We start from the raw sequence: 21437 nt of genomic DNA, 5'->3' as shown, positions 1-21437 counted from the left end.
AGGTCCTTTCTGAGCGGGGCAGCCCGGGAACGCTGCCTCGCACCCAAGGATCAACGCACCCATGGGTCAACGCACCCAACGATCAACGCACCCTGGATCAACAAGGCCGCTTCCGCAGCTCCATCACATAGTCGTGCGGCGCCCCCGCCGACTCCGCCGCGTCCGCGATCTCCCCCAGGTAGCGCGCCGAAGGCAGCCCGCCCTCGTAGCCGTTCAGCACGTACACCCACGCCGGCTCCTCGCCCTCCAGCGTGTGCACACGGACCCGCATCCGCCGGTATATGTCGAGGCCGACGCCCTCCCAGCGGTCCAGGGAGTCCTCGTCGAGCGGAGCGACTTCGTACAGCGCAACGAACACCTGCGAGCGCGGTGCCTCGACGACGGTCACGAGCGCGCCCTCCCAGCCCATGTGCTCGCCGCCGAAGGTCAGCCGCCAGCCGTTGAGCCAGCCGGTGGCGCGCAGCGGCGAATGCGGGGCCCGGCGCGTCATGAGCCGCGGGTCGAGATTGCCGGCGTATGCGGCGTAGAGCGACATGGGGTTGAGGGTACGGCAGCGACGCGCGCGCCTCTCCTGCAACAGATGCACCGAGAGCAGGCCCCCGGGGCGGATGCACGGTGGGGCGTACGGGACAATGGAGTACGTGACTCGGATCGTGATCATCGGTGGCGGACCCGGCGGATACGAGGCGGCCCTGGTGGCCGCCCAACTCGGCGCGGAGGTAACCGTCGTCGACTGCGACGGCCTGGGCGGCGCGTCGGTGCTCACCGACTGCGTGCCGTCGAAGACCCTGATCGCGACCGCCGAGGTGATGACCACCTTCGACTCCTCGTACGAGGAACTCGGCATCATCGTCGCCGATGACACTCCTCACATCGATACGCCCGCCCGGGTGGTCGGAGTCGATCTCGGCAAGGTCAACCGCCGGGTGAAGCGCCTCGCGCTCGCCCAGTCGCACGACATCACGGCTTCTGTGACGCGCGCCGGTGCGCGGGTCATGCGCGGACGCGGGCGGCTCGACGGGCAGCAGGCTCTGGACGGATCCCGGAAGGTCGTCGTGCGGGCCGCGGACGGCAGCGAGGAGACGCTCGTCGCCGACGCCGTACTCATCGCCACCGGCGGACATCCCCGTGAGCTGCCCGACGCACAGCCGGACGGCGAGCGGATCCTGAACTGGACCCAGGTGTACGACCTCGACGAGCTGCCCGAGGAGCTCATCGTGGTCGGCTCCGGCGTTACGGGTGCCGAGTTCGCCGGTGCCTATCAGGCGCTCGGGTCGCGGGTCACCCTCGTATCCAGCCGTGATCGTGTGCTGCCGGGTGAGGACTCCGATGCCGCGGGCGTCCTGGAGGACGTGTTCCGGCGGCGGGGCATGAACGTCCTGGCGCGCTCCCGAGCCCAGTCCGCCAAGCGCGTGGGCGACCGGGTCGAGGTGACGTTGTCCGACGGGCGCGTCATCACCGGCTCGCACTGCCTGATGGCCGTCGGCGCCATCCCCAACAGCCATGGCATGGGTCTCGAAGGGGCCGGCGTCAAGGTGAAGGAGTCCGGGCACATCTGGACGGACAAGGTGTCCCGGACGACGGCTCCGGGGGTGTACGCAGCCGGTGACGTCACCGGAGTCTTCGCGCTCGCCTCCGTGGCGGCGATGCAGGGCCGTATCGCCATGTACCACTTCCTCGGCGACGCGGTCGCCCCGCTCAACCTGAAGACCGTGTCCTCGAACGTCTTCACCGACCCCGAGATCGCGACCGTCGGCTACTCGCAGGCGGACGTCGACGGCGGCGTCATCGACGCACGGGTCGTGAAGCTGCCCCTGCTGCGCAACCCGCGCGCCAAGATGCAGGGCATCCGGGACGGCTTCGTGAAGATCTTCTGCCGGCCGGGCACCGGGATCGTCGTCGGCGGAGTCGTCGTCTCGCCGCGCGCATCGGAACTGATCCATCCGATCTCGATCGCGGTCGACAACAACCTGACCGTCGAACAGATCGCGAACGCCTTCACCGTGTACCCATCCCTTTCGGGCTCGATCGCCGAGGTGGCCCGGCAGCTGCACACCCGCAAGACCGAGCTCGACGCCTGACGGCCGAAAGCAACTCCTCGCTGGTCACGGGGAGTTGTCGCTTCTTCAGGCGCCGTGGACAGCGGGAGTGGACGCGTATACCACTTTCCGTGCTGCCGTGCGAACAACTTCTGTTATTCGGCGCAAACTGCTGAAAGCAGACGGTCGTTGGGGTTACTGTCAGTTTCGTGTTCGCTGCAGAACGTCGCCAATTGATCCTCGAAATGGTGCGAGCGAACGGGGCCGTGTCGCTCCGTGAGCTCGCCCGCGTCGTCCAGACCTCTGAAGTGACCGTACGGCGGGACGTGCGCGCACTGGAGGCAGAAGGACTCCTCGACCGCCGGCATGGCGGTGCGGTATTGCCGGGCGGGTTCACGCGAGAGTCCGGCTTTCCGCAGAAGTCACATCTCGCGACCGCCGAGAAGACGGCCATCGCCGATCTCGCCGCGAGCCTCGTCGAAGAGGGCGAGGCCATCGTGGTAGGGGCGGGCACCACCACGCAGGAGCTGGCCCGCCGGCTCGCGCGGGTGCCCGGGCTGACCGTCGTCACCAACTCCCTGCTGGTGGCTCAGGCGTTGGCCCACGCCAACCGCGTCGAGGTCGTGATGACCGGCGGCACCCTGCGCGGTTCCAACTACGCGTTGGTGGGCAGCGGCGCCGAGCAGTCCTTGCAGGGGCTGCGGGTGTCGCGGGCCTTCCTGTCCGGGAGCGGACTGACCGCCGAGCGCGGCCTGTCCACGTCCAACATGCTGTCGGCGTCCGTCGACCGCGCGCTGGTCCAGGCCGCCGCGGAGGTCGTCGTCCTCGCCGATCACACCAAGCTCGGCACCGACACGATGTTCCAGACGGTGCCTACGGATGTGATCACGAGGTTGGTCACGGACGAGCCGCCCGGTCATGACGACCGTGCGGTCACTGAGTTGCAGGCGCTGGCGGATCAGGGCGTGCAGATCGCTGTGGCCGGCTCGGGTGGGGCGGGCGGTGACACGGGGCCGGCGGGCTCTGCGGGGCGTCAGCCGCCGCCGCGCCGGGATGTGCCGCTGCCCGGGCCGCGGCGGGGTCAAGTCCCCGGCGGGGGGCCGCAGTTGCGGAGCACCGCGGGGGTGCTTGGGGATCAGCCCCAGAGTGAGCGGGCGCGGGTTGCGGATATGCGGCGCCGCTGATGCCTCCGGCGGTTGGGCGGTTGGGTTCGTTGTCGACTGCGGCGCCGTTGTGGCTGGTCGCGCCAGCCCCGCGGGGTGCCTCCGGCGGTTGGGCGGCTGACGGTCCGTTGTGGCTGGTCGCGCAGTTCCCCGCGCCCCTTGGGTGGGTGGTGGGTGCGGGGCCGCGGTCCGGTGCGTCAGCCCGTCGCCAACGGGGCATACGGCCCCTTGCTGATACAGGGCGTGGCTGTGCCCAGACCGAAGCTAAGCGACGGACATACGACGCATCGGCCCACGTCCCCTCCCACCGGCGGAAGGGTGCCGGTTTCGTCGGGGTGCGGGCTTGTCGGTTCGCTTGCTCGTCGGGGGTGCGGGAAGTCGCAGGCTGTTTAGGGGCGCGGGGAACTGCGCGACCAGCCACAACGCACCCGCAGCCGCGACACAACTGTCACCCCCCACCCCGGTAGGCACCCCACACCCGCCGGAGCCACTCCATCCGCCCTACGAACCCACCCACCCGCCGTAGGCAGCGGGGCCTGGGGGCGCAGCTCCCCCACGCGGCGGAGCCGCAAATTGATACAGCCGGGAAGGGGCGGGGCTGGGGAAAGAAAACTCCCCGCCCCAACCGCCGGAGGTGTCAGTCCTTGATCTCGCAGATCACCGCGCCCGACGTGATCGAGGCGCCGATCTCCGCAGCCAGGCCCTTGATGGTGCCCGAGCGGTGCGCGTTCAGCGGCTGTTCCATCTTCATAGCCTCCAGGACGACGACCAGGTCGCCCTCCTTGACCTCCTGGCCCTCCTCGACGGCCACCTTGACGATGGTGCCCTGCATCGGAGAGGCAAGGGTGTCGCCGGACGCGGCGGGCCCCGACTTCTTCGCCGCGCGCCGCTTCGGCTTGGCGCCCGCCGCAAGACCCGTACGGGCCAGGGACATGCCCAGCGAGGACGGCAGCGAGACCTCCAGCCGCTTGCCGCCGACCTCGACGACAACCGTCTCGCGCCCCGGCTCCTCGTCCGCTTCCGTGTCCACCGGAGCCGCGAAGGGCTTGATCTCGTTGACGAACTCGGTCTCGATCCAGCGGGTGTGCACCCGGAAGGGGTTGCTGGTGAACGCGGGGTCCGCGACCACCGCGCGGTGGAAGGGGATGGCCGTGGCCATGCCCTCGACCTGGAACTCGGCCAGCGCACGGGCCGCCCGCTGCAGCGCCTGCTCACGGCTCGCCCCGGTGACGATCAGCTTGGCGAGCAGCGAGTCCCAGGCCGGGCCGATCACCGCGCCGGACTCCACACCCGCGTCCAGCCGCACGCCCGGACCCGACGGCGGCGCGAAGGTCGTGACCGTGCCGGGGGCGGGCAGGAAGTTGCGGCCCGGGTCCTCGCCGTTGATGCGGAACTCGAAGGAATGGCCGCGGATCGCCGGGTCGTCGTAGCCCAGTTCCTCGCCGTCGGCGATGCGGAACATCTCGCGGACCAGGTCGATGCCGGTGACCTCCTCGGTGACCGGGTGCTCCACCTGCAGACGGGTGTTGACCTCCAGGAAGGAGATCGTGCCGTCCACGCCCACCAGGAACTCCACGGTGCCGGCCCCGACGTACCCGGCCTCCTTGAGAATCGCCTTCGAGGCCGCGTACAGCTGCTTGTTCTGCTCCTTGGTGAGGAACGGCGCCGGGGCCTCCTCGACCAGCTTCTGGTGCCGGCGCTGCAGGGAGCAGTCACGGGTCGAGACGACGACCACGTTTCCGTGCTGGTCGGCCAGGCACTGGGTCTCCACGTGCCGCGGCTTGTCCAGGTAGCGCTCCACGAAGCACTCGCCGCGGCCGAAGGCCGCCACCGCCTCGCGCACCGCGGAGTCGTACAGCTCGGGGACCTCTTCAAGGGTGCGGGCCACCTTCAGACCGCGGCCGCCGCCGCCGAACGCCGCCTTGATCGCGATCGGCAGGCCGTGCTCCTCGGCGAAGGCCACGACCTCCTCGGCGCCGTTCACCGGGTCCGGGGTGCCCGCGACCAGCGGGGCGCCCGCGCGCTGCGCGATGTGCCGGGCGGCGACCTTGTCGCCCAGGTCGCGGATCGCCTGCGGGGGCGGGCCGATCCAGATCAGGTCCGCGTCGAGGACCGCCTGGGCGAAGTCCGCGTTCTCCGAGAGGAAGCCGTATCCGGGGTGGATCGCGTCCGCCCCCGAGTCCTTGGCCGCCTGGAGCACCTTGGTCATGTCCAGGTAACTGGTGGTTGGAGTGTCACCGCCCAGGGCGAACGCCTCGTCCGCGGCCCGCACATGCAGTGCGTCCCGGTCCGGCTCGGCGTACACCGCCACGCTCGCGATACCGGCGTCTCGGCACGCCCGGGCGACACGGACAGCGATTTCGCCACGATTGGCGATCAACACCTTGCGCACGTTGGCTCCCTCTCCTTGAAACAAGCCGAGTTTAGGGACTGCCGACACGTCGTTTCGACCCATCCCCGATGGTGAGCTTGCCCACACGGAGCGTGATACGAGGCCTGCTCGCCCGCGAAATCCCTTGTCGCACCGCGGTACGCAGGGGGCTTCCCAAGAACCCTAGCCCTCTGATGTGGCCAAGGTCTCTGTGAGAGCGTGCTGCGGGCCACTCCGTTTCTTTGTGGAGTTCCTACGAATGGGCGAACGAATCTTTGCCTGCGGTAGATCCCTTGTCCCGACGTTTACCCGTTAGTAGCGTTCGCGATGTATCAAACGCTACTAGGGGTAACGCAAGCCTCGCTCGAACGGCAGTGGAAAGTGGGTGAGCCGGTGGTACGCAGGCCGGTGGCTTGGGTGGCCGCGATCGTGCTCTTCGCGGAGGCGGTGGGCATCGCACTGGTCAACTGGTTCATGGGAGTCGTCGTCGACCGGCAGGAGATGTCCCTCGCGGGGCTCGACGCGGGGATGATGTCCGTGTCCTCGAAGGTCGCGGGTCTGATCTTCGGCCTCTACTTCGCCTTCTGCGGCTTCGTCGCACTGCGCGTCGCCCTGCGCGACCGCGCCCCCGCCGGCCTCGGCCGCATCGTGCTCATCAGCGCGGCGGTCGTGCACGGCCTGCTCGGCGCGTTCGCGGTCGGACTGGTGGGCTGGGGCGCGTTCGCCTTCATGATGGTCGTGTGCGGGCTGATCGTGCTGATCTTCATGGCGTACGACCGTGAAGGCGGGACCGACGTCTCCGATGCCGTGCCTGAGCAGGGTGACGGGCCGGGCTCCACGGTCACGCCTACGGCGCCCGCGGCCTCCTGATCGGCGTCAGCTTTCCCGAGGCGTCCACAACTCCGTGATGCCGACGCCCAGTTGGGCCAGCAGGCGGCGCAGCATCGGCAGGGAGATTCCGATGACGTTGCCGTGGTCCCCGTCGATGCCCTCGATGAACGGCGCCGAGCGGCCGTCGAGCGTGAATGCCCCGGCCACGTAGAGGGGTTCGCCCGAGGCGACGTACGCGGCGATCTCGGCGTCCGTCGGCTCGCCGAACCGGACCACCGTGGACGCGGTCGCCGACGCGTACCGCCCCGTCACCGTGTCGTACACGCAGTGCCCCGTCTGCAGGGTGCCCGCGCGCCCGCGCATCGACTTCCAGCGCGCGGTGGCCTCCTCGGCGTCCGCGGGCTTGCCGAGCGCCTCGCCGTCCAGGTCGAGCACCGAGTCGCAGCCGATCACCAGGGCGCCCTTGACCTCGGGCTTCGCCGCCACGACCGAAGCCTTCGCCTCGGCGAGCGCGCGTGCCAGCTCGGCGGGGGTGGGGGCGGTCACGGCCTCCTCGTCGACCCCGCTGACGATGACCTCGGGGTCGAAGCCGGTCTGCCTCAGCAGTGCGAGCCGGGCGGGGGACTGGGAGGCGAGGACGAGTCGACGGCGCGGCTGATCAGTCATGCGGCCAGGGTAGCGAGGGGCGTCCGGGGTGGTCACCGACCGCCCGGTGACCGGCGGCGGCTCACATGACGCCGAGCACGATCATCGCGATCACCATCGCCAACGCCAAGAAAATCCCCAGCCGCCGCAACATGTCCTGCATGTCGCGCAGTTCCTTGGGCGGCTCGTTCTCGGGGTCGGACCACAGCATTCCACGATCGTGACTCCGCCTCCGGCCCGGCCGCCTGAGTACCCGTACTCATCTTGCGTAGGACACGTGCCCCCTATCCGGGCCAGTACGTACGCCCCCACGCCCTCGGCCCCGGCGCGGGCAGGCGGCCCATCGCCACCCGGGCGGGGTCCGCCCAGGCGCCCGGCTCGCGGGGCGCGCCGGACGGGGCGGCGGCCACCGCCGCGGCGCGCGCCTGGACCACCGCCAGTGCGGCGGCCAGCTCCTCCGGGGTCGGATTGCCCCGTACGACCTTGATCATGACCGCTCCCAACTGGTGCCCTACAGGGGGATGTTGCCGTGCTTCTTCGGAGGCAGGGATTCCCGCTTCGTACGCAGCTGACGCAGGCCGCGTACGACATGGGAGCGGGTCTCGGACGGCATGATCACGCCGTCGATGTAGCCGCGCTCGGCCGCCGCGTACGGGTTGAGGAGCCGGTCCTCGTACTCCTGGATCAGTCGCTGGCGGACCTCCTCGCGCTCCTCCTCGGGCGCGGCGGCGATCGTGCGGCGGTGCAGGATGTTGACCGCGCCCTGCGCGCCCATCACGGCGATCTGGGCCGTCGGCCAGGCGAGGTTGAGATCGGCGCCCAGGTGCTTGGAGCCCATGACGTCGTACGCGCCGCCGAAGGCCTTGCGGGTGATGACCGTGATCAGCGGGACGGTCGCCTCGGCGTACGCGTAGATCAGCTTGGCGCCGCGGCGGATGATGCCGTCGTGCTCCTGGTCCACGCCCGGCAGGAAGCCCGGTACGTCGACGAAGGTGATCACCGGGACGTTGAAGGCGTCGCAGGTGCGCACGAAGCGGGCTGCCTTCTCGCTCGCCTTGATGTCCAGGCAGCCCGCGAACTGCATCGGCTGGTTGGCCACGATGCCCACCGGGTGGCCCTCGACGCGGCCGAAGCCGGTGAGGATGTTCGGCGCGTACAGCGGCTGCGTCTCGAAGAACTCGGCGTCGTCCAGGACGTGTTCGATCACCGTGTGCATGTCGTACGGCTGGTTCGCGCTGTCCGGGACGAGCGTGTCCAGCTCGCGGTCCTCGTCCGTGAGTGCCAGGTCCGCCTCCTCGGGGAAGGCGGGCGGCTCGCTGAGGTTGTTCGACGGGAGGTAGGACAGCAGCGACTTGATGTACTCGATCGCGTCCTTCTCGTCGCCGGCCATGTGGTGGGCCACGCCCGAGGTGGCGTTGTGGGTGCGGGCGCCGCCGAGCTCCTCGAAGCCGACGTCTTCACCCGTCACCGTCTTGATCACGTCCGGGCCCGTGATGAACATGTGCGAGGTCTGGTCGACCATCACCGTGAAGTCGGTGATCGCGGGGGAGTAGACCGCGCCGCCCGCGCACGGGCCGACGATCAGGCTGATCTGCGGGATCACCCCGGAGGCGTGGGTGTTGCGGCGGAAGATCTCGCCGTACATGCCCAGCGCCGAGACGCCCTCCTGGATGCGGGCGCCGCCGGAGTCGTTGATGCCGATGAACGGGCAGCCCGTCTTCAGCGCGAAGTCCATCACCTTCATGATCTTCTGCCCGAAGACCTCGCCCAGGGCGCCGCCGAACACGGTGAAGTCCTGCGAGAACACCGCCACCGGGCGGCCGTCGACCGTGCCGTAACCGGTCACGACCCCATCGCCGTACGGCCGGTTCTTCTCCATGCCGAAGTCCGTCGAGCGGTGCTGCGTGAACTCGTCCAGCTCGACGAACGAGCCCTCGTCCATCAGCAGCTCGATCCGCTCACGGGCCGTCAACTTGCCCTTGGCGTGCTGCTTTTCGACGGCACGCGCCGAGCCGGCGTGCGTCGCCTCCTCGATACGGCGCCGCAGATCCGCGAGCTTGCCCGCGGTGGTGTGGATGTCGATCTCTTGCAGCTGTTCCGGCTCGGACATCGGGATGGGGCTCCCTGCCTGCTCAGTGGGGACGTGGCGAGTGAGGTGCTCATAAGGGGGATTGGCTACTCATCCGTAGAGTAGTGCGGTGCCTACCGTTCGGCAGTGCGGCGTTTACCACACCTAGTGTGGGTTGCATGACGCCGCGAGATGACTCAGATGCGAACGATGGCCGCGATGACCGGCGGGACGACGGCCCCTGGTCCGACCTGGACCGCCCGCCCCTCAATGCCACCGCGCTCCGCCGCGCCCTCGTCCGGGACGGAGGGCTCTGGACCGGCGTCGAGTTGGTGTCCCGTACCGGGTCCACCAACTCCGACCTCGTCGCCCTCGCCGCCGACGGCAAGGCCGAGGAGGGCGCGGTCCTCGTGGCCGAGGAGCAGGACGCCGGGCGCGGGCGCCTGGAACGCCAGTGGACGGCCCCGGCGCGCTCGGGCCTCTTCTTCTCCGTCCTGCTGAAGCCCGCCGAGGTCCCCGTCGAGCGCTGGGGATGGCTGCCGCTGCTCGCTGGGGTCGCCACGGCCACCGCGCTGTCCCGCACGGCCGGCGTCGACACGGCCCTGAAGTGGCCGAACGACCTGCTGCTCACCGTTGGCGGCGAGGAACGCAAGGTCGGCGGCATCCTCGCCGAACGCGCCGGAAACGACGGCGTCGTGCTCGGCATCGGCATCAACGTCACCCTCCGCGAGGACGAACTCCCCGTCCCCACGGCAACATCACTCGCCCTCGCCGGCTCCCCGATCACCGACCGCGACCCGCTGCTACGGGCCGTGTTGCGCTCACTGGAGCGCTGGTACACCGACTGGCGCGCGTCCGGCGGCGACCCCGCCACCTCCCGCCTCCAGGAGACGTACGCCGCGGGCTGCGCGACCCTCGGCCGGACGGTACGGGCGGAACTGCCCGGGGACCGCTCGCTGGTGGGTGAGGCGGTGGCGGTCGACGGGGACGGACGGCTGGTGCTGGCCACGGGCGAAGGCGTGCAGCAGCCGATCGGGGCGGGGGACATCGTGCATCTGCGGGCGGAGGGGGAGAAGTGAGTTCGGAACTGTGGTTCGGAAGGGCCACGAGGTGAGCGATGCGACTGGTGGGGTACCCGAGCCCGTCTGTTGAAACGGGGGCTTGACCGTGTCGTACGACTCTGGTGTGGGCCATGGCGTACTGGGGCTCGCCCGCGCAGGAGTGAGCCACAGCACACCTGCCGTAGAGTTGAGGCCGGTCGAAAGTGACCGTGGCAGATCGGAAGGGCAGCAGGCGTGACCGTCGACGACTCGGGTTCCGGCACGGGTGCACACCCCGCCTCCGACGGTGAGCCGGGGCGCGGCGCCGGTGCCGTCGCCGGTGCCTCGGCCGCGCGGATCGACCGGGTCGAGGCACACGACCGGGTGGATGCGCACCCGGACGACTCCGGCGACGACCACGACCCCCTCGCCCTCCGCCTGGAACAGCTCATCCTCGGCGCCGAACGGCGCTACACCCCGTTCCAGGCGGCCCGCAGCGCGGGTGTCTCCATGGACCTGGCGTCACGTTTCTGGCGGGCGATGGGCTTCGCTGACATCGGCCAGGCCAGGGCGCTCACGGAGGCGGACGTACTCGCGTTGCGGCGGCTCGCCGGTCTGGTGGAGGCGGGGCTGCTGAGCGAGGCGATGGCGATCCAGGTGGCCCGTTCCACCGGCCAGACCACCGCCCGCCTCGCCGAGTGGCAGATCGACTCCTTCCTGGAGGGCCTGACCGAGCCGCCCGAGCCGGGCATGACCCGCACAGAAGTGACGTACCCCCTGGTCGAGCTGCTGCTGCCCGAGCTGGAGGAGTTCCTCGTCTACGTCTGGCGGCGCCAGCTCGCCGCCGCGACCGGGCGGGTCGTCCAGGCCGCGGACGACGAGGAGATGGTCGACCGCCGCCTCGCCGTCGGCTTCGCGGACCTTGTCGGCTTTACGCGCCTGACGCGCCGCATGGAGGAAGAGGAACTCGGCGAACTCGTCGAGGCCTTCGAGACCACCTCCGCGGACCTGGTGGCCGCGCACGGGGGCCGCCTGATCAAGACCCTGGGCGACGAGGTGCTGTACGCCGCCGACGATCCGGGCGTCGCCGCGGAGATCGCCCTTCGCCTCATCGAGACCATGGCCAACGACGAGACGATGCCCGAACTGCGTGTCGGCATCGCCTTCGGCACGGTGACGACTCGTATGGGCGACGTTTTCGGCGCGACGGTGAACCTTGCCTCGCGGCTCACCTCGATAGCCCCTAAGGACGCTGTCCTGGTGGACAGCGCGCTCGCGGAGGAGCTGACGCGCACGGGTGACGCGCCCGCATCCGAGGCGGAGGCCGCCGAAGCGGCTGCCGCGGCGGAGAAGGAGGGCGAGGAGCCACCGACTTACCGCTTCGCGCTGCAGCCGATGTGGCAGCGGCCGGTGCGCGGGCTCGGTGTGGTCGAGCCGTGGCTGCTGACCCGCAGGGACGGCTGAGCCTCGGCCGGGGTGCCAGGTCTCAGCCAGGGGCGTCCAGGCAGAGGCCCACGATCGGTACGCACAGGGTTCGGTCGCCGGGGGGTGGGGTCGGTGGCTGGGGCTGGGGTTTGGGGGGCGATGGGTTGCCGGCGGGCGGCTTCGCGGGTGTGGGGCCTTCGGTTGGGTCGTGCGGGTTGGCTGTGCCTGACGGGGTGGGTAGCGGCGCTTCGGGTGTGACGGTTCGATCCGAGGGGCCCTCGGGCTGGTCGCCGCGGTTCGGAGGCGGCTTGGCAGCGGGCGAGGCGGACGTACGGGGCGTCGGGGTGCCCTCGGCTGCGGACCCCCCTGTGTCCGAGACCGGGGCAGGAGCCCGCGTGGTCCCGACCGCTGTCGGCTCGATGTCGGAGGGTTCGATGTCCGCGGCTTCGATCTCTGCGGGGTCGATGTCTGTGGCCGTGACGCCTCCGCCGGTTCCGCCCGGCGGCTCCGGTGCGAGACGCATCAGGCTCAGCGCCCCGGCTGCCAACGCCAGCCCTCCCACGGCGACCAGCGTCCGCCGGGGCCGTGGCTTGCGATGGCGCCCGCGCGGGCGCTCCGTTCTGCACGGATCTGCCTCGTGCACCGTTGTCCGGCCGTCCGCCACCGCGTCCCGCATGTGCTCTCCCCCAAGTGAACGCGCCCCCGGCGCGCTGTCGCGGTGCGCAGGCTATGCGCGTCGCCGCGCGGGCCTCCGGCGTTCGGCCGCACATCACCCGAAAGGGTTCGCGTGTAGGGGTTTTTTGCCCCAGCCCCGCCCCTTCCCGAAACTGGCGGCTCCGCCCCCAGGCCCCCTGCCTCCGGCGGGGTGGGTGGGCGCCTACGGCGGGTGGGTGGGGTGCCTACTGGGGTGGTGGGTGACAGTTGTGTCGCGGCTGCGGGTGCGTCGTGGCTGGTCGCGCAGTTCCTCGCGCCCCTAACGGGGCGCACCTCGAACCGTCCGCCACAAAGCTCACCAGCCACGACGAAACCCGCGGCTTCCCGCCGGGGGGAGGGGACGTGGGCCGGTGCGTCCTATGCCCGTCGCTTAGCTTCGGTCTGGGCACACCAGCACCCTGTGCAAGCAAGGGGCCGTATGCCCCGTTGGCGACGGGCTGACGCACCGGACCGCGGCCCCGCACCCACCAACAACCCAGGGGCGCGGGGAACTGCGCGACCAGCCACGACGGCGCCGCACCCGCCCAACCGCCGGAGGCACCCCGCGTGGGCGCGACCAGCCACACTCAACCCGCACCCGCCCTACCGCCGAAGGCACCCCCCTGGGATGATCAGAGCCACCCAAGTTAACCCTCGTTAACCAAGGAGGACGCCATGGCCGAGCAGCGCCCGGAGCAGCGCTACGGCGAGTTCGTGGCCGTTCGACGCCACGCCCACGACCACGCGCACCCCCACGTCGCCGAGCTCGCGCTCGACCGCCCCAAGGCCATGAACGCCGTCTCGACCGAGATGGCCCGCTCCCTCTCCGCCGCCTGCGAGGCACTGGCCGGCGACCGCGACGTACGCGTGGTCGTGCTGACCTCCACCCACGAGCGAGCCTTCTGTGTCGGCGCCGACCTGAAGGAGCGGAACTCGCTCACGGACGCCGAGCTGGTGCGGCAGCGGCCGGTGGCGCGGGCCGCGTACACCGGCGTACTGGACCTTCCGATGCCCACCATCGCGGCCGTGCACGGCTACGCGCTGGGCGGTGGCTTCGAGCTCGCGCTGGCCTGCGACCTGATCGTGGCGGACCGTACGGCCGTGGTGGGGTTGCCCGAGGTGTCCGTCGGCGTGATCCCGGGCGGCGGCGGTACGCAGCTGCTGCCACGCCGGGTCGGCGCGGCACGCGCGGCCGAGCTGGTCTTCACCGCGCGACGCGTCGAGGCCGCCGAGGCGCGGGAGCTGGGGCTCGTGGACGACCTCGTCGAGGCGGGCCGCGACCGTGAGGAGGCGCTCGCGCTGGGCGCACGGATCGCCGCGAACTCTCCCGTAGGCCTGCGCGCTGCCAAGCGTGCCCTCCGCCTCGGACAGGGCCTGGACCTGCGTACGGGCCTGGAGGTCGAGGACGCGGCATGGCGTTCGGTCGCCTTCTCGGGGGACCGGGCGGAGGGAGTCGCGGCGTTCAACGAGAAGCGCGCGCCGGACTGGCCGGGGGAGTAGGGGGCGCCCCCGAAGCGCCCCCGAGCCCCCGTGCCGCCCCCGGAGAGCCAGAAACCCCTGTTCGGCGCCCCGGTATCCCAAATCACCGCAAACATCCTTAACCTGGAGTAATGGGCGGTGACGATATGCGGCTGAGGTCCGTGGTGGCGCTGGCGCAGGGCATGGCCGCCGCGCGCACCCCGCAGGAGTCGTGGCATGCCGCCGCGGTGGGCGCCTGTCACGCGCTGGGCGGGAGTTTCGCCGCGGTGTCCGTGTGGGAGCGGGAACTCGGTCGGCTACGGGTGCTGGTGAACGTGGGGGAGCGGGCGGCGGACGAGGAGGAGTACCCCGACGCCGAGGCCTACCCGGTGCATCAGTTCCCCGAGATCACGGAGTTCCTGCACGAGCGGTGGGCGGCCGGCGGCGGGGCCAACGCCTGGGTGGAGACGGCCGAGGGGCCGACCGGGGACCGCGCCGGGTACTGCCACCAGAGGGTCGCCGCGCTGCGCAGGCGCGGGCGCGGCTGCTGCGTCGTCGCGCCGATAGTGCTGCACGGCAGGGCCTGGGGCGAGCTGTATGTGGCCCGCCGGGCGGGAGCCCCCGTCTTCGCGCGTGCCGACGCCGACTTCGCGACCGTCCTCGCCTCGGTCGCCGCCGCCGGGATCGCCCAGACCGAACGCCTGGAGGAGGTCCGCCGGCTCGCCTTCACGGACGCGCTGACCGGCCTAGCGAATCGCCGTGCCGTGGACGTACGCCTGGATGAGGCCCTTGAGCGGCATCGCGCCGACGGCGCGGTCGTCAGCCTCGTGGTCTGCGATGTCAACGGCCTGAAACGCGTCAACGACACCCGGGGCCATGCCGCGGGCGACCGGCTCCTGGAGCGGTTCGGCTCGGTCCTCTCGCTGTGCGGCGCGATGCTCCCCGGCACGCTCGCCGCCCGCCTCGGCGGTGACGAGTTCTGTCTGCTTTCGCTGGGCCCGGCCGCCGACGAGGTCGTCCGCGTCGCCGATGAACTGTGCCGCCGGGCGGCCGAGTTGGAGCTCGGCGAGGGCGTCGCGTGCGGAATCGCCTCCACCGGGGACCCCATCGGCGCCGTCCGCTCGGCCCGCCGCCTGTTCCGTCTCGCGGACGCCGCCCAGTACCGGGCCAAGGCCGCCCGCTCCCCCAAGCCCGTGGTCGCGGGCCGCGAGGGCGGCGCCGAAGACCCGGTCGTCCGGCTCGCCGACCGGCCCCCTCCCGAGCTGCCGGGGGACCGGCGCCGGTTCAGGGGTCGCACACCCTGACCCTGCCCGGCTCCCGCCCGAGTTGCCCGGCGACCGGCGCCGGTTCCGGGGCCGCACACCCTGACCCCGCCAGGCTCCCGCCCTCGGTCGCCTATGGCGACGGCGACGGATAGAGCCACAGCCGCAGCAGGCGGCTGAGGCGCGGCATCAGTACGTACGTCAGCGTGGGCAGCAGTACCGCCGGGAAGACCACCGCGCGCAACGGCAGCGGCCAGCTCGTCGTGTAGGGCACGAGCAGCCACTGGACCAGCAGGACGAGCGGATAGGCCGCGAGGAACGTGGTCAGCACCATCTTCCAGCGGGGCGGGGACTGCACCGTCGTACCGGGCAGGCTGAACCAGGTCTCCATTCCGGTGGTCGACTGCCGCTCGCCGCTGATCTCGGTGGCGATGCCCTCGATCCGCGCGTGCCAGTCCGCCCGCTCCCGGGACGTCAGCCACTGCGACAGCCGCTCCGGGTCGGCGAAGTGCACCACCGCGTGGAAGCGGTGCCCGTCCTCGGGGCGCAGCCAGGCGACCCCCTGGTTCCCGGGGAACCGCGACGCGCTGCGGGTGATGCCATGGGTCCACCGCTCGAACTCGGCCTCCCTGCCGGGGCGTACCTTCCAGGTGAAGACGGCCGTGACCGGTTCGGTGCACTGAGTGCTGTGATCCGTACGGAGGGCGCTGTGGTTCATACGGACCCGCGTGCCACGGACGGCGCCACTCATGCCCCGTGCAGGGCACCGCCAGGCCCACGCGTGGCCCTGTAAGGACCTCGGCCCGGCAGCGGTCGTGACAATTGGCGATTCACTCTCTAGGCTCCTGAATATGGATATGCATACTGTGGTGGTGGGGACGGCCGGTGTCACCGCGGCCGACGTGCTCGCCGTGGCGCGCGGCGGAGCACGAGTCGAGCTCTCCGAGGACGCCGTGGCGGCGCTCGCCGCCGCTCGCGAGATCGTGGACGCGCTGGCGGCCAAGCCGGAACCCGTGTACGGGGTGTCCACCGGGTTCGGCGCCCTGGCGACCCGGCACATCAGCCCCGAGATGCGCGCCCAGCTCCAGCGCAACATCGTGCGCTCGCACGCCGCCGGGATGGGCCCGCGCGTGGAGCGGGAAGTCGTACGCGCCCTGATGTTCCTGCGGCTCAAGACCCTCTGCTCGGGGCGGACCGGCGTACGCCCGGCCGTCGCGCAGACCATGGCCGACATCCTGAACGCGGGCATCACCCCGGTCGTGCACGAGTACGGCTCCCTCGGCTGCTCCGGCGACCTCGCACCGCTCTCCCACTGCGCCCTGACGCTGATGGGCGAGGGAGACGCGGAGGGCCCCGGCGGCGTCGTACGCCCGGCCGGTGTGCTCCTCGCCGAACACGGAATCGAGCCCGTCGAGCTGCGCGAGAAGGAAGGCCTCGCCCTCCTCAACGGCACCGACGGCATGCTCGGCATGCTGATCATGGCCCTGGCCGACCTCGACACCCTCTACAAGTCCGCCGACATCACCGCGGCCCTCTCCCTCGAGGCCCTGCTCGGCACCGACAAGGTCCTCGCCCCCGAGCTGCACGACATCCGCCCGCACCCCGGCCAGGGCGCCAGCGCCGCCAACATGCTCGCCGTGCTGAAGGGTTCGGGCCTCACCGGCCACCACCAGGGCGACGCCCCGCGCGTCCAAGACGCGTACTCCGTCCGCTGCGCCCCCCAGGTCGCGGGCGCCGGCCGCGACACCATGGCCCACGCCCGCCTGGTCGCCGACCGCGAGCTCGCCTCCGCCGTCGACAACCCCGTCGTCCTGCCCGACGGCCGCGTGGAGTCGAACGGCAACTTCCACGGCGCCCCCGTCGCGTACGTACTGGACTTCCTGGCGATCGCCGCCGCCGACCTCGGCTCGATCGCCGAGCGCCGCACCGACCGCCTCCTCGACAAGAACCGCTCGCACGGGCTGCCGCCCTTCCTCGCGGACGACGCGGGTGTGGACAGCGGGCTGATGATCGCCCAGTACACGCAGGCCGCCCTGGTCAGCGAGATGAAGCGGCTCGCCGTCCCGGCTTCGGCCGACTCGATCCCGTCCTCCGCGATGCAGGAGGACCATGTGTCGATGGGCTGGTCGGCCGCCCGCAAGCTCCGTACGGCCGTCGACAGCCTCACTCGGATCGTCGCCATCGAGCTGTACGCCGCCACCCGCGCCATCGAACTCCGCGAGGGCCTCACTCCGGCCCCCGCCTCGCGCGCGGTCATCGACGCGGTGCGTGCGGCGGGCGTCCAGGGGCCGGGCCCGGACCGCTTCCTCGCGCCGGATCTGGAGGCCGCCGACGCCTTCGTGCGTGGCGGCCATCTGGTCGCGGCGGTCGAGTCCGTGACGGGCCCGCTGGCGTAGGGGTTCCGAGGTTCCTTCGGGTGGTGTGAGCGGGGGCACGTCGGCAGCTCGTGCCCTCGCCAGGATCTGTGCTAGGGTTCATAACGAAACGTTTTTGGTACCCATTAACTTTGTGCGCCTGAAAGGAATCCTCTCTCAGGCGCGTTTTGTTTTCCCGGTCATTTCCGGATGGGGCCCACCTATCAGGAGAAATGACACATGGCATCAGGCACCGTGAAGTGGTTCAACTCGGAAAAGGGCTTCGGCTTCATCGAGCAGGAGGGTGGCGGCCCGGACGTGTTCGCCCACTACTCCAACATCGCCACCTCGGGCTTCCGTGAGCTGCAAGAGGGCCAGAAGGTCACCTTCGACGTCACGCAGGGCCAGAAGGGCCCGCAGGCGGAGAACATCGTCCCCGCCTAATTCTTAGGGACACGCTCAAAGCGAGCCGGGGTCCGCACCTTCGGGTGCGGGCCCCGGCTCGTGCCGTCCGCGCGTCCAGCCGGTCTTTGCCCGCAGCTCTCAGGACTGCCAGAGGAAGGAATTCCCCATCAGCATGACTCGATTCGAACGCCCTGAACGACCTGCCGGTAAACGGCCGGCGAATTCTCGAGGTGCTCGCGGTTCCCGTGGCGCTCGCGGCGGAGCTCCCGCTGCCGCGAACGGCGGCGCCCGGAACGTACGCAAAAAGCCGTCGTCGCCCGCCACCCCGCCGCAGGAGTTCGCGCTGCCGGTGACCGTCACGCCCGCGCTGCCCGCCGTCGAGTCCTTCGACGCGCTGGACATGCCGCCCGCGCTGACGAAGACACTGGCGGCTCAGGGCGTCATCGAGCCGTTCCCGATCCAGGGCGCGACGCTGCCCAACTCCCTCGCCGGGCGCGACATTCTGGGCCGCGGCCGGACCGGTTCCGGCAAGACCCTCGCCTTCGGCCTCGCGCTGCTCGCCCGCACCGCGGGGCGCCGCGCCGAGCCCAAGGCGCCGCTCGCGCTGGTGCTGGTGCCCACGCGCGAGCTCGCGCAGCAGGTCACCGACGCACTCACGCCGTACGCCACTGCCGTCAACCTGCGGCTCACCACCGTCGTCGGCGGAATGTCCATCGGCCGGCAGGCGGGCTCGCTGCGGCGCGGCGCCGAGGTGCTCGTGGCCACGCCCGGGCGGCTCAAGGACCTCATAGACCGCGGCGACTGCAGCCTCTCGCGGGTCGGGATCACCGTCCTCGACGAGGCCGACCAGATGGCCGACATGGGCTTCATGCCGCAGGTCACGGCGCTGCTGAAGCAGGTCGAGCCGGGTGGGCAGCGGATGCTGTTCTCGGCGACGCTGGACAAGAACATCGACAAGCTCGTACGGATGTTCCTCACGGACCCGGTCGTGCACTCCGTCGACCCCTCGGCCGGCGCGGTGACGACGATGGAGCACCATGTGCTGCACGTCATCGACGAGACCGACAAGAAGGCCGTCGCTCTGCGTATCGCGGCCCGTGACGGTCGCGTGATCCTCTTCGTGGACACCAAGCGCGGCGCCGACCGCTTCACCAAGCGGCTGCTGGCCAACGGCGTACGGGCCTCCGCGCTGCACGGCGGTCGCTCGCAGCCCCAACGCAACCGCACCCTCGACCAGTTCAAGAACGGTCAGGTGACCGCGCTGGTCGCCACGAACGTCGCGGCCCGCGGTATCCATGTCGACGACCTCGACCTCGTCGTGAACGTCGATCCGCCGACCGACCACAAGGACTACCTGCACCGCGGCGGCCGTACCGCCCGCGCGGGCGAGTCCGGCAGCGTGGTCACGCTGGTCCTGCCGGAGCAGAAGCGCGAGATGACCCGGCTGATGTCGGACGCGGGGATCAGCCCGCGGACGGTACGGGTCAAGTCCGGCGACGCGGAGCTGTCGCGGATCACCGGTGCCAGGGAGCCGTCCGGCGTGCCGGTGGTCATCGAGGTGCCGGCGCCCGCTGCCGCCCAGCCGAAGCCGAAGTCCCGGCCGCGCCGGGGTGGTGGAGGAGCCAGGAGGGGCGGGCCGCGTCCGCGCAGCCGTAGTTAGGCGTCTAGTACGCCCCTGTAGCCCAGCCCCGCTCCCGTCGTACCGAATACACGACGAAGCCCGCCCCCAGGCCCAGGAACAGCGTGCCGCCGACCAAGTACGGGGTCGTGTCGAAGGCGCCGGTGTCGGCCAGTTCGGTTTGGGGGGACTGGTCGGTGGAAGTCGAGTCGGTGGAGGCGGGCTTGGCCTGCGTGATCGTCGTGGTCCGCTCTGCTCTGGCCTCCGCCGCGGGGCCGTCCCACGTCGCATTGGCGGACGGGACGAACCACAGGGCACCCAGGAGGGTGCCCGCGGCGGTGGCGGTCAGCAGCGATCGACGAGCGGCGGACACGGAGTATCGATCCCCTTGCGGTGCAGGCGAATTGGCCGTGAGGACCGATGCTAATGAAAGATGCGGGTCTCAGGAAAGTCACGGTACCTGGGAGCCGCACGATCGATGGCCGTGATGGCGTGAAGTCGGTGCAGTGACGGAGCACATCGGGCCCCCGATTCGCCGGATCGGTGCCCGGGCGACGATGATGTCGCGGTGGACGACCGCAACCGGAGGCCGGGTTCTGTCGTCTCAGGGGGAGCGCTGACCGACACCCGCACCAGTCGTACGACGTCGTACCGACGTGGTGTGCCCCACACCGGCGACATATGTGGAACGGGATGCATCGGTTTTGGCGTTTCTAGAAGTTACGGGGAGTCTCAGGTGTCTTGGGGATTCGGCAACGATGGAGAAGCGTGTGATGACGAACAGTAAGCGGCGCAAAGGCCTGACGGTCGCGTCCGCACTGCTCGGAGGGGTGCTGGTGCTCTCTGCGTGCAGCGGGAGCGGCGACGACGGCAAGTCCGGCGCCGACGGGGACGGCACCTCGCAGTCCAAGGCCGACGAGGCGGCGGCCGAGAAGAGCTCCGAAGCCGAAATCAAGATCACCCCGAAGGATGGCAGCGACAACGCCTCCATCAACAACGCCGCCAAGGTCACCGTGAGCAAGGGCACGCTCACCGACGTCTCCATGAAGACCTCGTCCGGCGACGCCGTCGAGGGTGAGATATCGGCCGACAAGAAGAGCTGGAAGCCCAGCGTTCAGCTGGAGCGGTCCACCACGTACAAGCTCACGGCCGCCGCCGAGGACTCCGAGGGCCGCGCCGCCCACGAGAACGCCTCGTTCACGACCGTCTCCCCGTCCAACAGCTTCATCGGCACCTTCACACCCGACGACGGCTCAACGGTCGGCGTCGGCATGCCGGTCTCGATCAACTTCGACAAGGAGATCACCAACAAGGAGGCCGTGCAGAAGGGGATCACGGTCACCACCAGCAGCGGCCAGGAAGTCGCCTGCCACTGGTTCAACACCCAGCGCATGGACTGCCGCCCCGAGGAGTACTGGAAGGCCGGCTCCAAGGTCACCCTCAAGCTGGCCCTGGACGGCGTCGAGGGCGCGGAGGGCGTCACCGGCGTCCAGCAGAAGACGGTTTCCTTCACGATCGGCCGCAGCCAGGTCTCGGTCGTCGACGCCAAGACCAAGCAGATGAAGGTCATGCGCGACGGCAAGACCATCAAGACCATTCCGATCTCCTCCGGTTCGCCCGAGAACAAGACGTACGAGGGCGAGATGGTGATCTCCGAGAAGTTCAAGAAGACCCGGATGAACGGCGCGACGGTCGGCTTCACGGACGACGACGGCAAGGGCGAGTACGACATCCCGGACGTCCCCCACGCGATGCGGCTCACCCAATCCGGGACCTTCCTGCACGGCAACTACTGGAGCCCCGACGACGTCTTCGGCAACTCCAACGTCAGCCACGGCTGTGTCGGACTGAACGACACCAAGGGTGCGAACGACCCGAACACCGAGGCCGCCTGGTTCTACAACAACTCGATGATCGGTGACGTCGTGGTGGTGCAGAACACCGGCGACAAGACCGTCGCTCCGGACAACGGCCTCAACGGCTGGAACCTGGACTGGGCCCAGTGGAAGGCGGGTTCGGCCCTCTGACCGCCGGCTTCCGCGGACTGCGCGGCGCGGATGTGACG

The 21437-nt window shown here is 70.5% G+C and carries 19 protein-coding genes; 11 read left to right on the top strand and 8 right to left on the bottom strand.

What is annotated here, in order from left to right:
• Positions 1 to 97: 97 nt before the first annotated feature.
• Entirely contained in the window at positions 98 to 535 is a 438-nt protein-coding gene (locus tag ACQEVY_RS16755; RefSeq protein WP_432949224.1) for a gamma-glutamylcyclotransferase, read from the bottom strand.
• A gap of 73 nt (positions 536 to 608) precedes the next feature.
• Here ACQEVY_RS16755 and ACQEVY_RS16750 point away from each other — a divergent pair, with 73 nt between their 5' ends.
• Together ACQEVY_RS16750 and ACQEVY_RS16745 are read left to right on the top strand one after the other, a co-directional pair.
• Entirely contained in the window at positions 609 to 2081 is a 1473-nt protein-coding gene (locus tag ACQEVY_RS16750) for an NAD(P)H-quinone dehydrogenase (RefSeq protein WP_432949222.1), read from the top strand.
• A 167-nt stretch (positions 2082 to 2248) separates the two neighbouring features.
• Complete coding sequence (locus tag ACQEVY_RS16745) at positions 2249 to 3223, top strand: DeoR/GlpR family DNA-binding transcription regulator (protein WP_432949220.1); 975 nt, start codon at positions 2249 to 2251, stop codon at positions 3221 to 3223.
• A 616-nt stretch (positions 3224 to 3839) separates the two neighbouring features.
• Here ACQEVY_RS16745 and ACQEVY_RS16740 read toward each other — a convergent pair.
• Positions 3840 to 5594: an acetyl/propionyl/methylcrotonyl-CoA carboxylase subunit alpha gene (locus tag ACQEVY_RS16740; protein ID WP_432949218.1), complete on the bottom strand. Its 1755-nt coding sequence runs from the start codon at positions 5592 to 5594 to the stop codon at positions 3840 to 3842.
• 372 nt (positions 5595 to 5966) lie between these two features.
• Between ACQEVY_RS16740 and ACQEVY_RS16735 the strand changes: the two genes are divergently transcribed.
• The gene (locus ACQEVY_RS16735) at positions 5967 to 6443 is read left to right on the top strand and encodes a hypothetical protein (protein WP_432955250.1); all 477 of its coding nucleotides are present in this window, start codon (positions 5967 to 5969) and stop codon (positions 6441 to 6443) included.
• A gap of 6 nt (positions 6444 to 6449) precedes the next feature.
• On the opposite strand, the gene ACQEVY_RS16730 is transcribed toward ACQEVY_RS16735, so the two are convergent.
• From ACQEVY_RS16730 to ACQEVY_RS16715, 4 genes are all read right to left on the bottom strand, one after another.
• On the bottom strand, positions 6450 to 7070 hold the full coding sequence (locus ACQEVY_RS16730) for a Maf family protein (protein ID WP_432949216.1): 621 nt from the start codon (positions 7068 to 7070) through the stop codon (positions 6450 to 6452).
• A gap of 61 nt (positions 7071 to 7131) precedes the next feature.
• The gene (mmpB, locus tag ACQEVY_RS16725; RefSeq protein ID WP_432949214.1) at positions 7132 to 7260 is read right to left on the bottom strand and encodes a morphogenic membrane protein MmpB; all 129 of its coding nucleotides are present in this window, start codon (positions 7258 to 7260) and stop codon (positions 7132 to 7134) included.
• Positions 7261 to 7333: 73 nt separating this feature from the next.
• Positions 7334 to 7540, bottom strand: a complete 207-nt coding sequence (locus ACQEVY_RS16720; RefSeq protein ID WP_432949212.1) for an acyl-CoA carboxylase epsilon subunit — start codon at positions 7538 to 7540, stop codon at positions 7334 to 7336.
• Between the two features lie 20 nt (positions 7541 to 7560).
• Positions 7561 to 9159 (bottom strand): acyl-CoA carboxylase subunit beta, encoded by a 1599-nt coding sequence (locus ACQEVY_RS16715; RefSeq protein WP_432949210.1) that lies wholly within the window; start codon positions 9157 to 9159, stop codon positions 7561 to 7563.
• A gap of 137 nt (positions 9160 to 9296) precedes the next feature.
• Between ACQEVY_RS16715 and ACQEVY_RS16710 the strand changes: the two genes are divergently transcribed.
• The 4 genes from ACQEVY_RS16710 to ACQEVY_RS16695 all read left to right on the top strand — a co-directional run bounded on the left by ACQEVY_RS16710 (position 9297) and on the right by ACQEVY_RS16695 (position 15037).
• Entirely contained in the window at positions 9297 to 10196 is a 900-nt protein-coding gene (locus ACQEVY_RS16710; protein WP_432949208.1) for a biotin--[acetyl-CoA-carboxylase] ligase, read from the top strand.
• 216 nt (positions 10197 to 10412) lie between these two features.
• On the top strand, positions 10413 to 11621 hold the full coding sequence (locus tag ACQEVY_RS16705; RefSeq protein WP_432949206.1) for an adenylate/guanylate cyclase domain-containing protein: 1209 nt from the start codon (positions 10413 to 10415) through the stop codon (positions 11619 to 11621).
• A gap of 1329 nt (positions 11622 to 12950) precedes the next feature.
• On the top strand, positions 12951 to 13775 hold the full coding sequence (locus ACQEVY_RS16700) for an enoyl-CoA hydratase/isomerase family protein (RefSeq protein ID WP_432949204.1): 825 nt from the start codon (positions 12951 to 12953) through the stop codon (positions 13773 to 13775).
• A 110-nt stretch (positions 13776 to 13885) separates the two neighbouring features.
• Entirely contained in the window at positions 13886 to 15037 is a 1152-nt protein-coding gene (locus ACQEVY_RS16695; protein WP_432949202.1) for a diguanylate cyclase domain-containing protein, read from the top strand.
• Positions 15038 to 15128: 91 nt separating this feature from the next.
• Here the strand turns inward: ACQEVY_RS16695 and ACQEVY_RS16690 are convergent, their stop codons facing one another.
• A complete protein-coding gene (locus ACQEVY_RS16690; protein WP_432949200.1) occupies positions 15129 to 15713 on the bottom strand; it encodes an antibiotic biosynthesis monooxygenase in 585 nt (194 codons plus the stop codon).
• Positions 15714 to 15852: 139 nt separating this feature from the next.
• Here ACQEVY_RS16690 and hutH point away from each other — a divergent pair, with 139 nt between their 5' ends.
• From hutH to ACQEVY_RS16675, 3 genes are all read left to right on the top strand, one after another.
• Positions 15853 to 17391: a histidine ammonia-lyase gene (gene hutH, locus ACQEVY_RS16685; protein ID WP_432955248.1), complete on the top strand. Its 1539-nt coding sequence runs from the start codon at positions 15853 to 15855 to the stop codon at positions 17389 to 17391.
• Between the two features lie 198 nt (positions 17392 to 17589).
• Positions 17590 to 17793 carry a cold-shock protein gene (locus tag ACQEVY_RS16680; protein ID WP_005483357.1) on the top strand — a complete coding sequence of 68 codons (204 nt, stop codon included), beginning with the start codon at positions 17590 to 17592 and terminating at the stop codon, positions 17791 to 17793.
• Positions 17794 to 17926: 133 nt separating this feature from the next.
• Positions 17927 to 19414, top strand: coding sequence for a DEAD/DEAH box helicase (locus ACQEVY_RS16675; RefSeq protein WP_432949196.1), 1488 nt, complete (start codon positions 17927 to 17929; stop codon positions 19412 to 19414).
• 4 nt (positions 19415 to 19418) lie between these two features.
• On the opposite strand, the gene ACQEVY_RS16670 is transcribed toward ACQEVY_RS16675, so the two are convergent.
• On the bottom strand, positions 19419 to 19745 hold the full coding sequence (locus ACQEVY_RS16670) for an LPXTG cell wall anchor domain-containing protein (RefSeq protein ID WP_432949194.1): 327 nt from the start codon (positions 19743 to 19745) through the stop codon (positions 19419 to 19421).
• A gap of 400 nt (positions 19746 to 20145) precedes the next feature.
• Between ACQEVY_RS16670 and ACQEVY_RS16665 the strand changes: the two genes are divergently transcribed.
• The gene (locus tag ACQEVY_RS16665) at positions 20146 to 21399 is read left to right on the top strand and encodes an Ig-like domain-containing protein (RefSeq protein ID WP_432949192.1); all 1254 of its coding nucleotides are present in this window, start codon (positions 20146 to 20148) and stop codon (positions 21397 to 21399) included.
• Positions 21400 to 21437 lie beyond the last annotated feature (38 nt).

It is taken from the genome of Streptomyces sp. CA-288835, from assembly GCF_050936385.1.
In the GTDB taxonomy this organism is placed as follows: Bacteria; Actinomycetota; Actinomycetes; order Streptomycetales; family Streptomycetaceae; genus Streptomyces.
The sequence above is the reverse complement of the archived record's forward strand: the minus strand, read 5'-3'. Positions and strand labels throughout refer to the sequence as shown.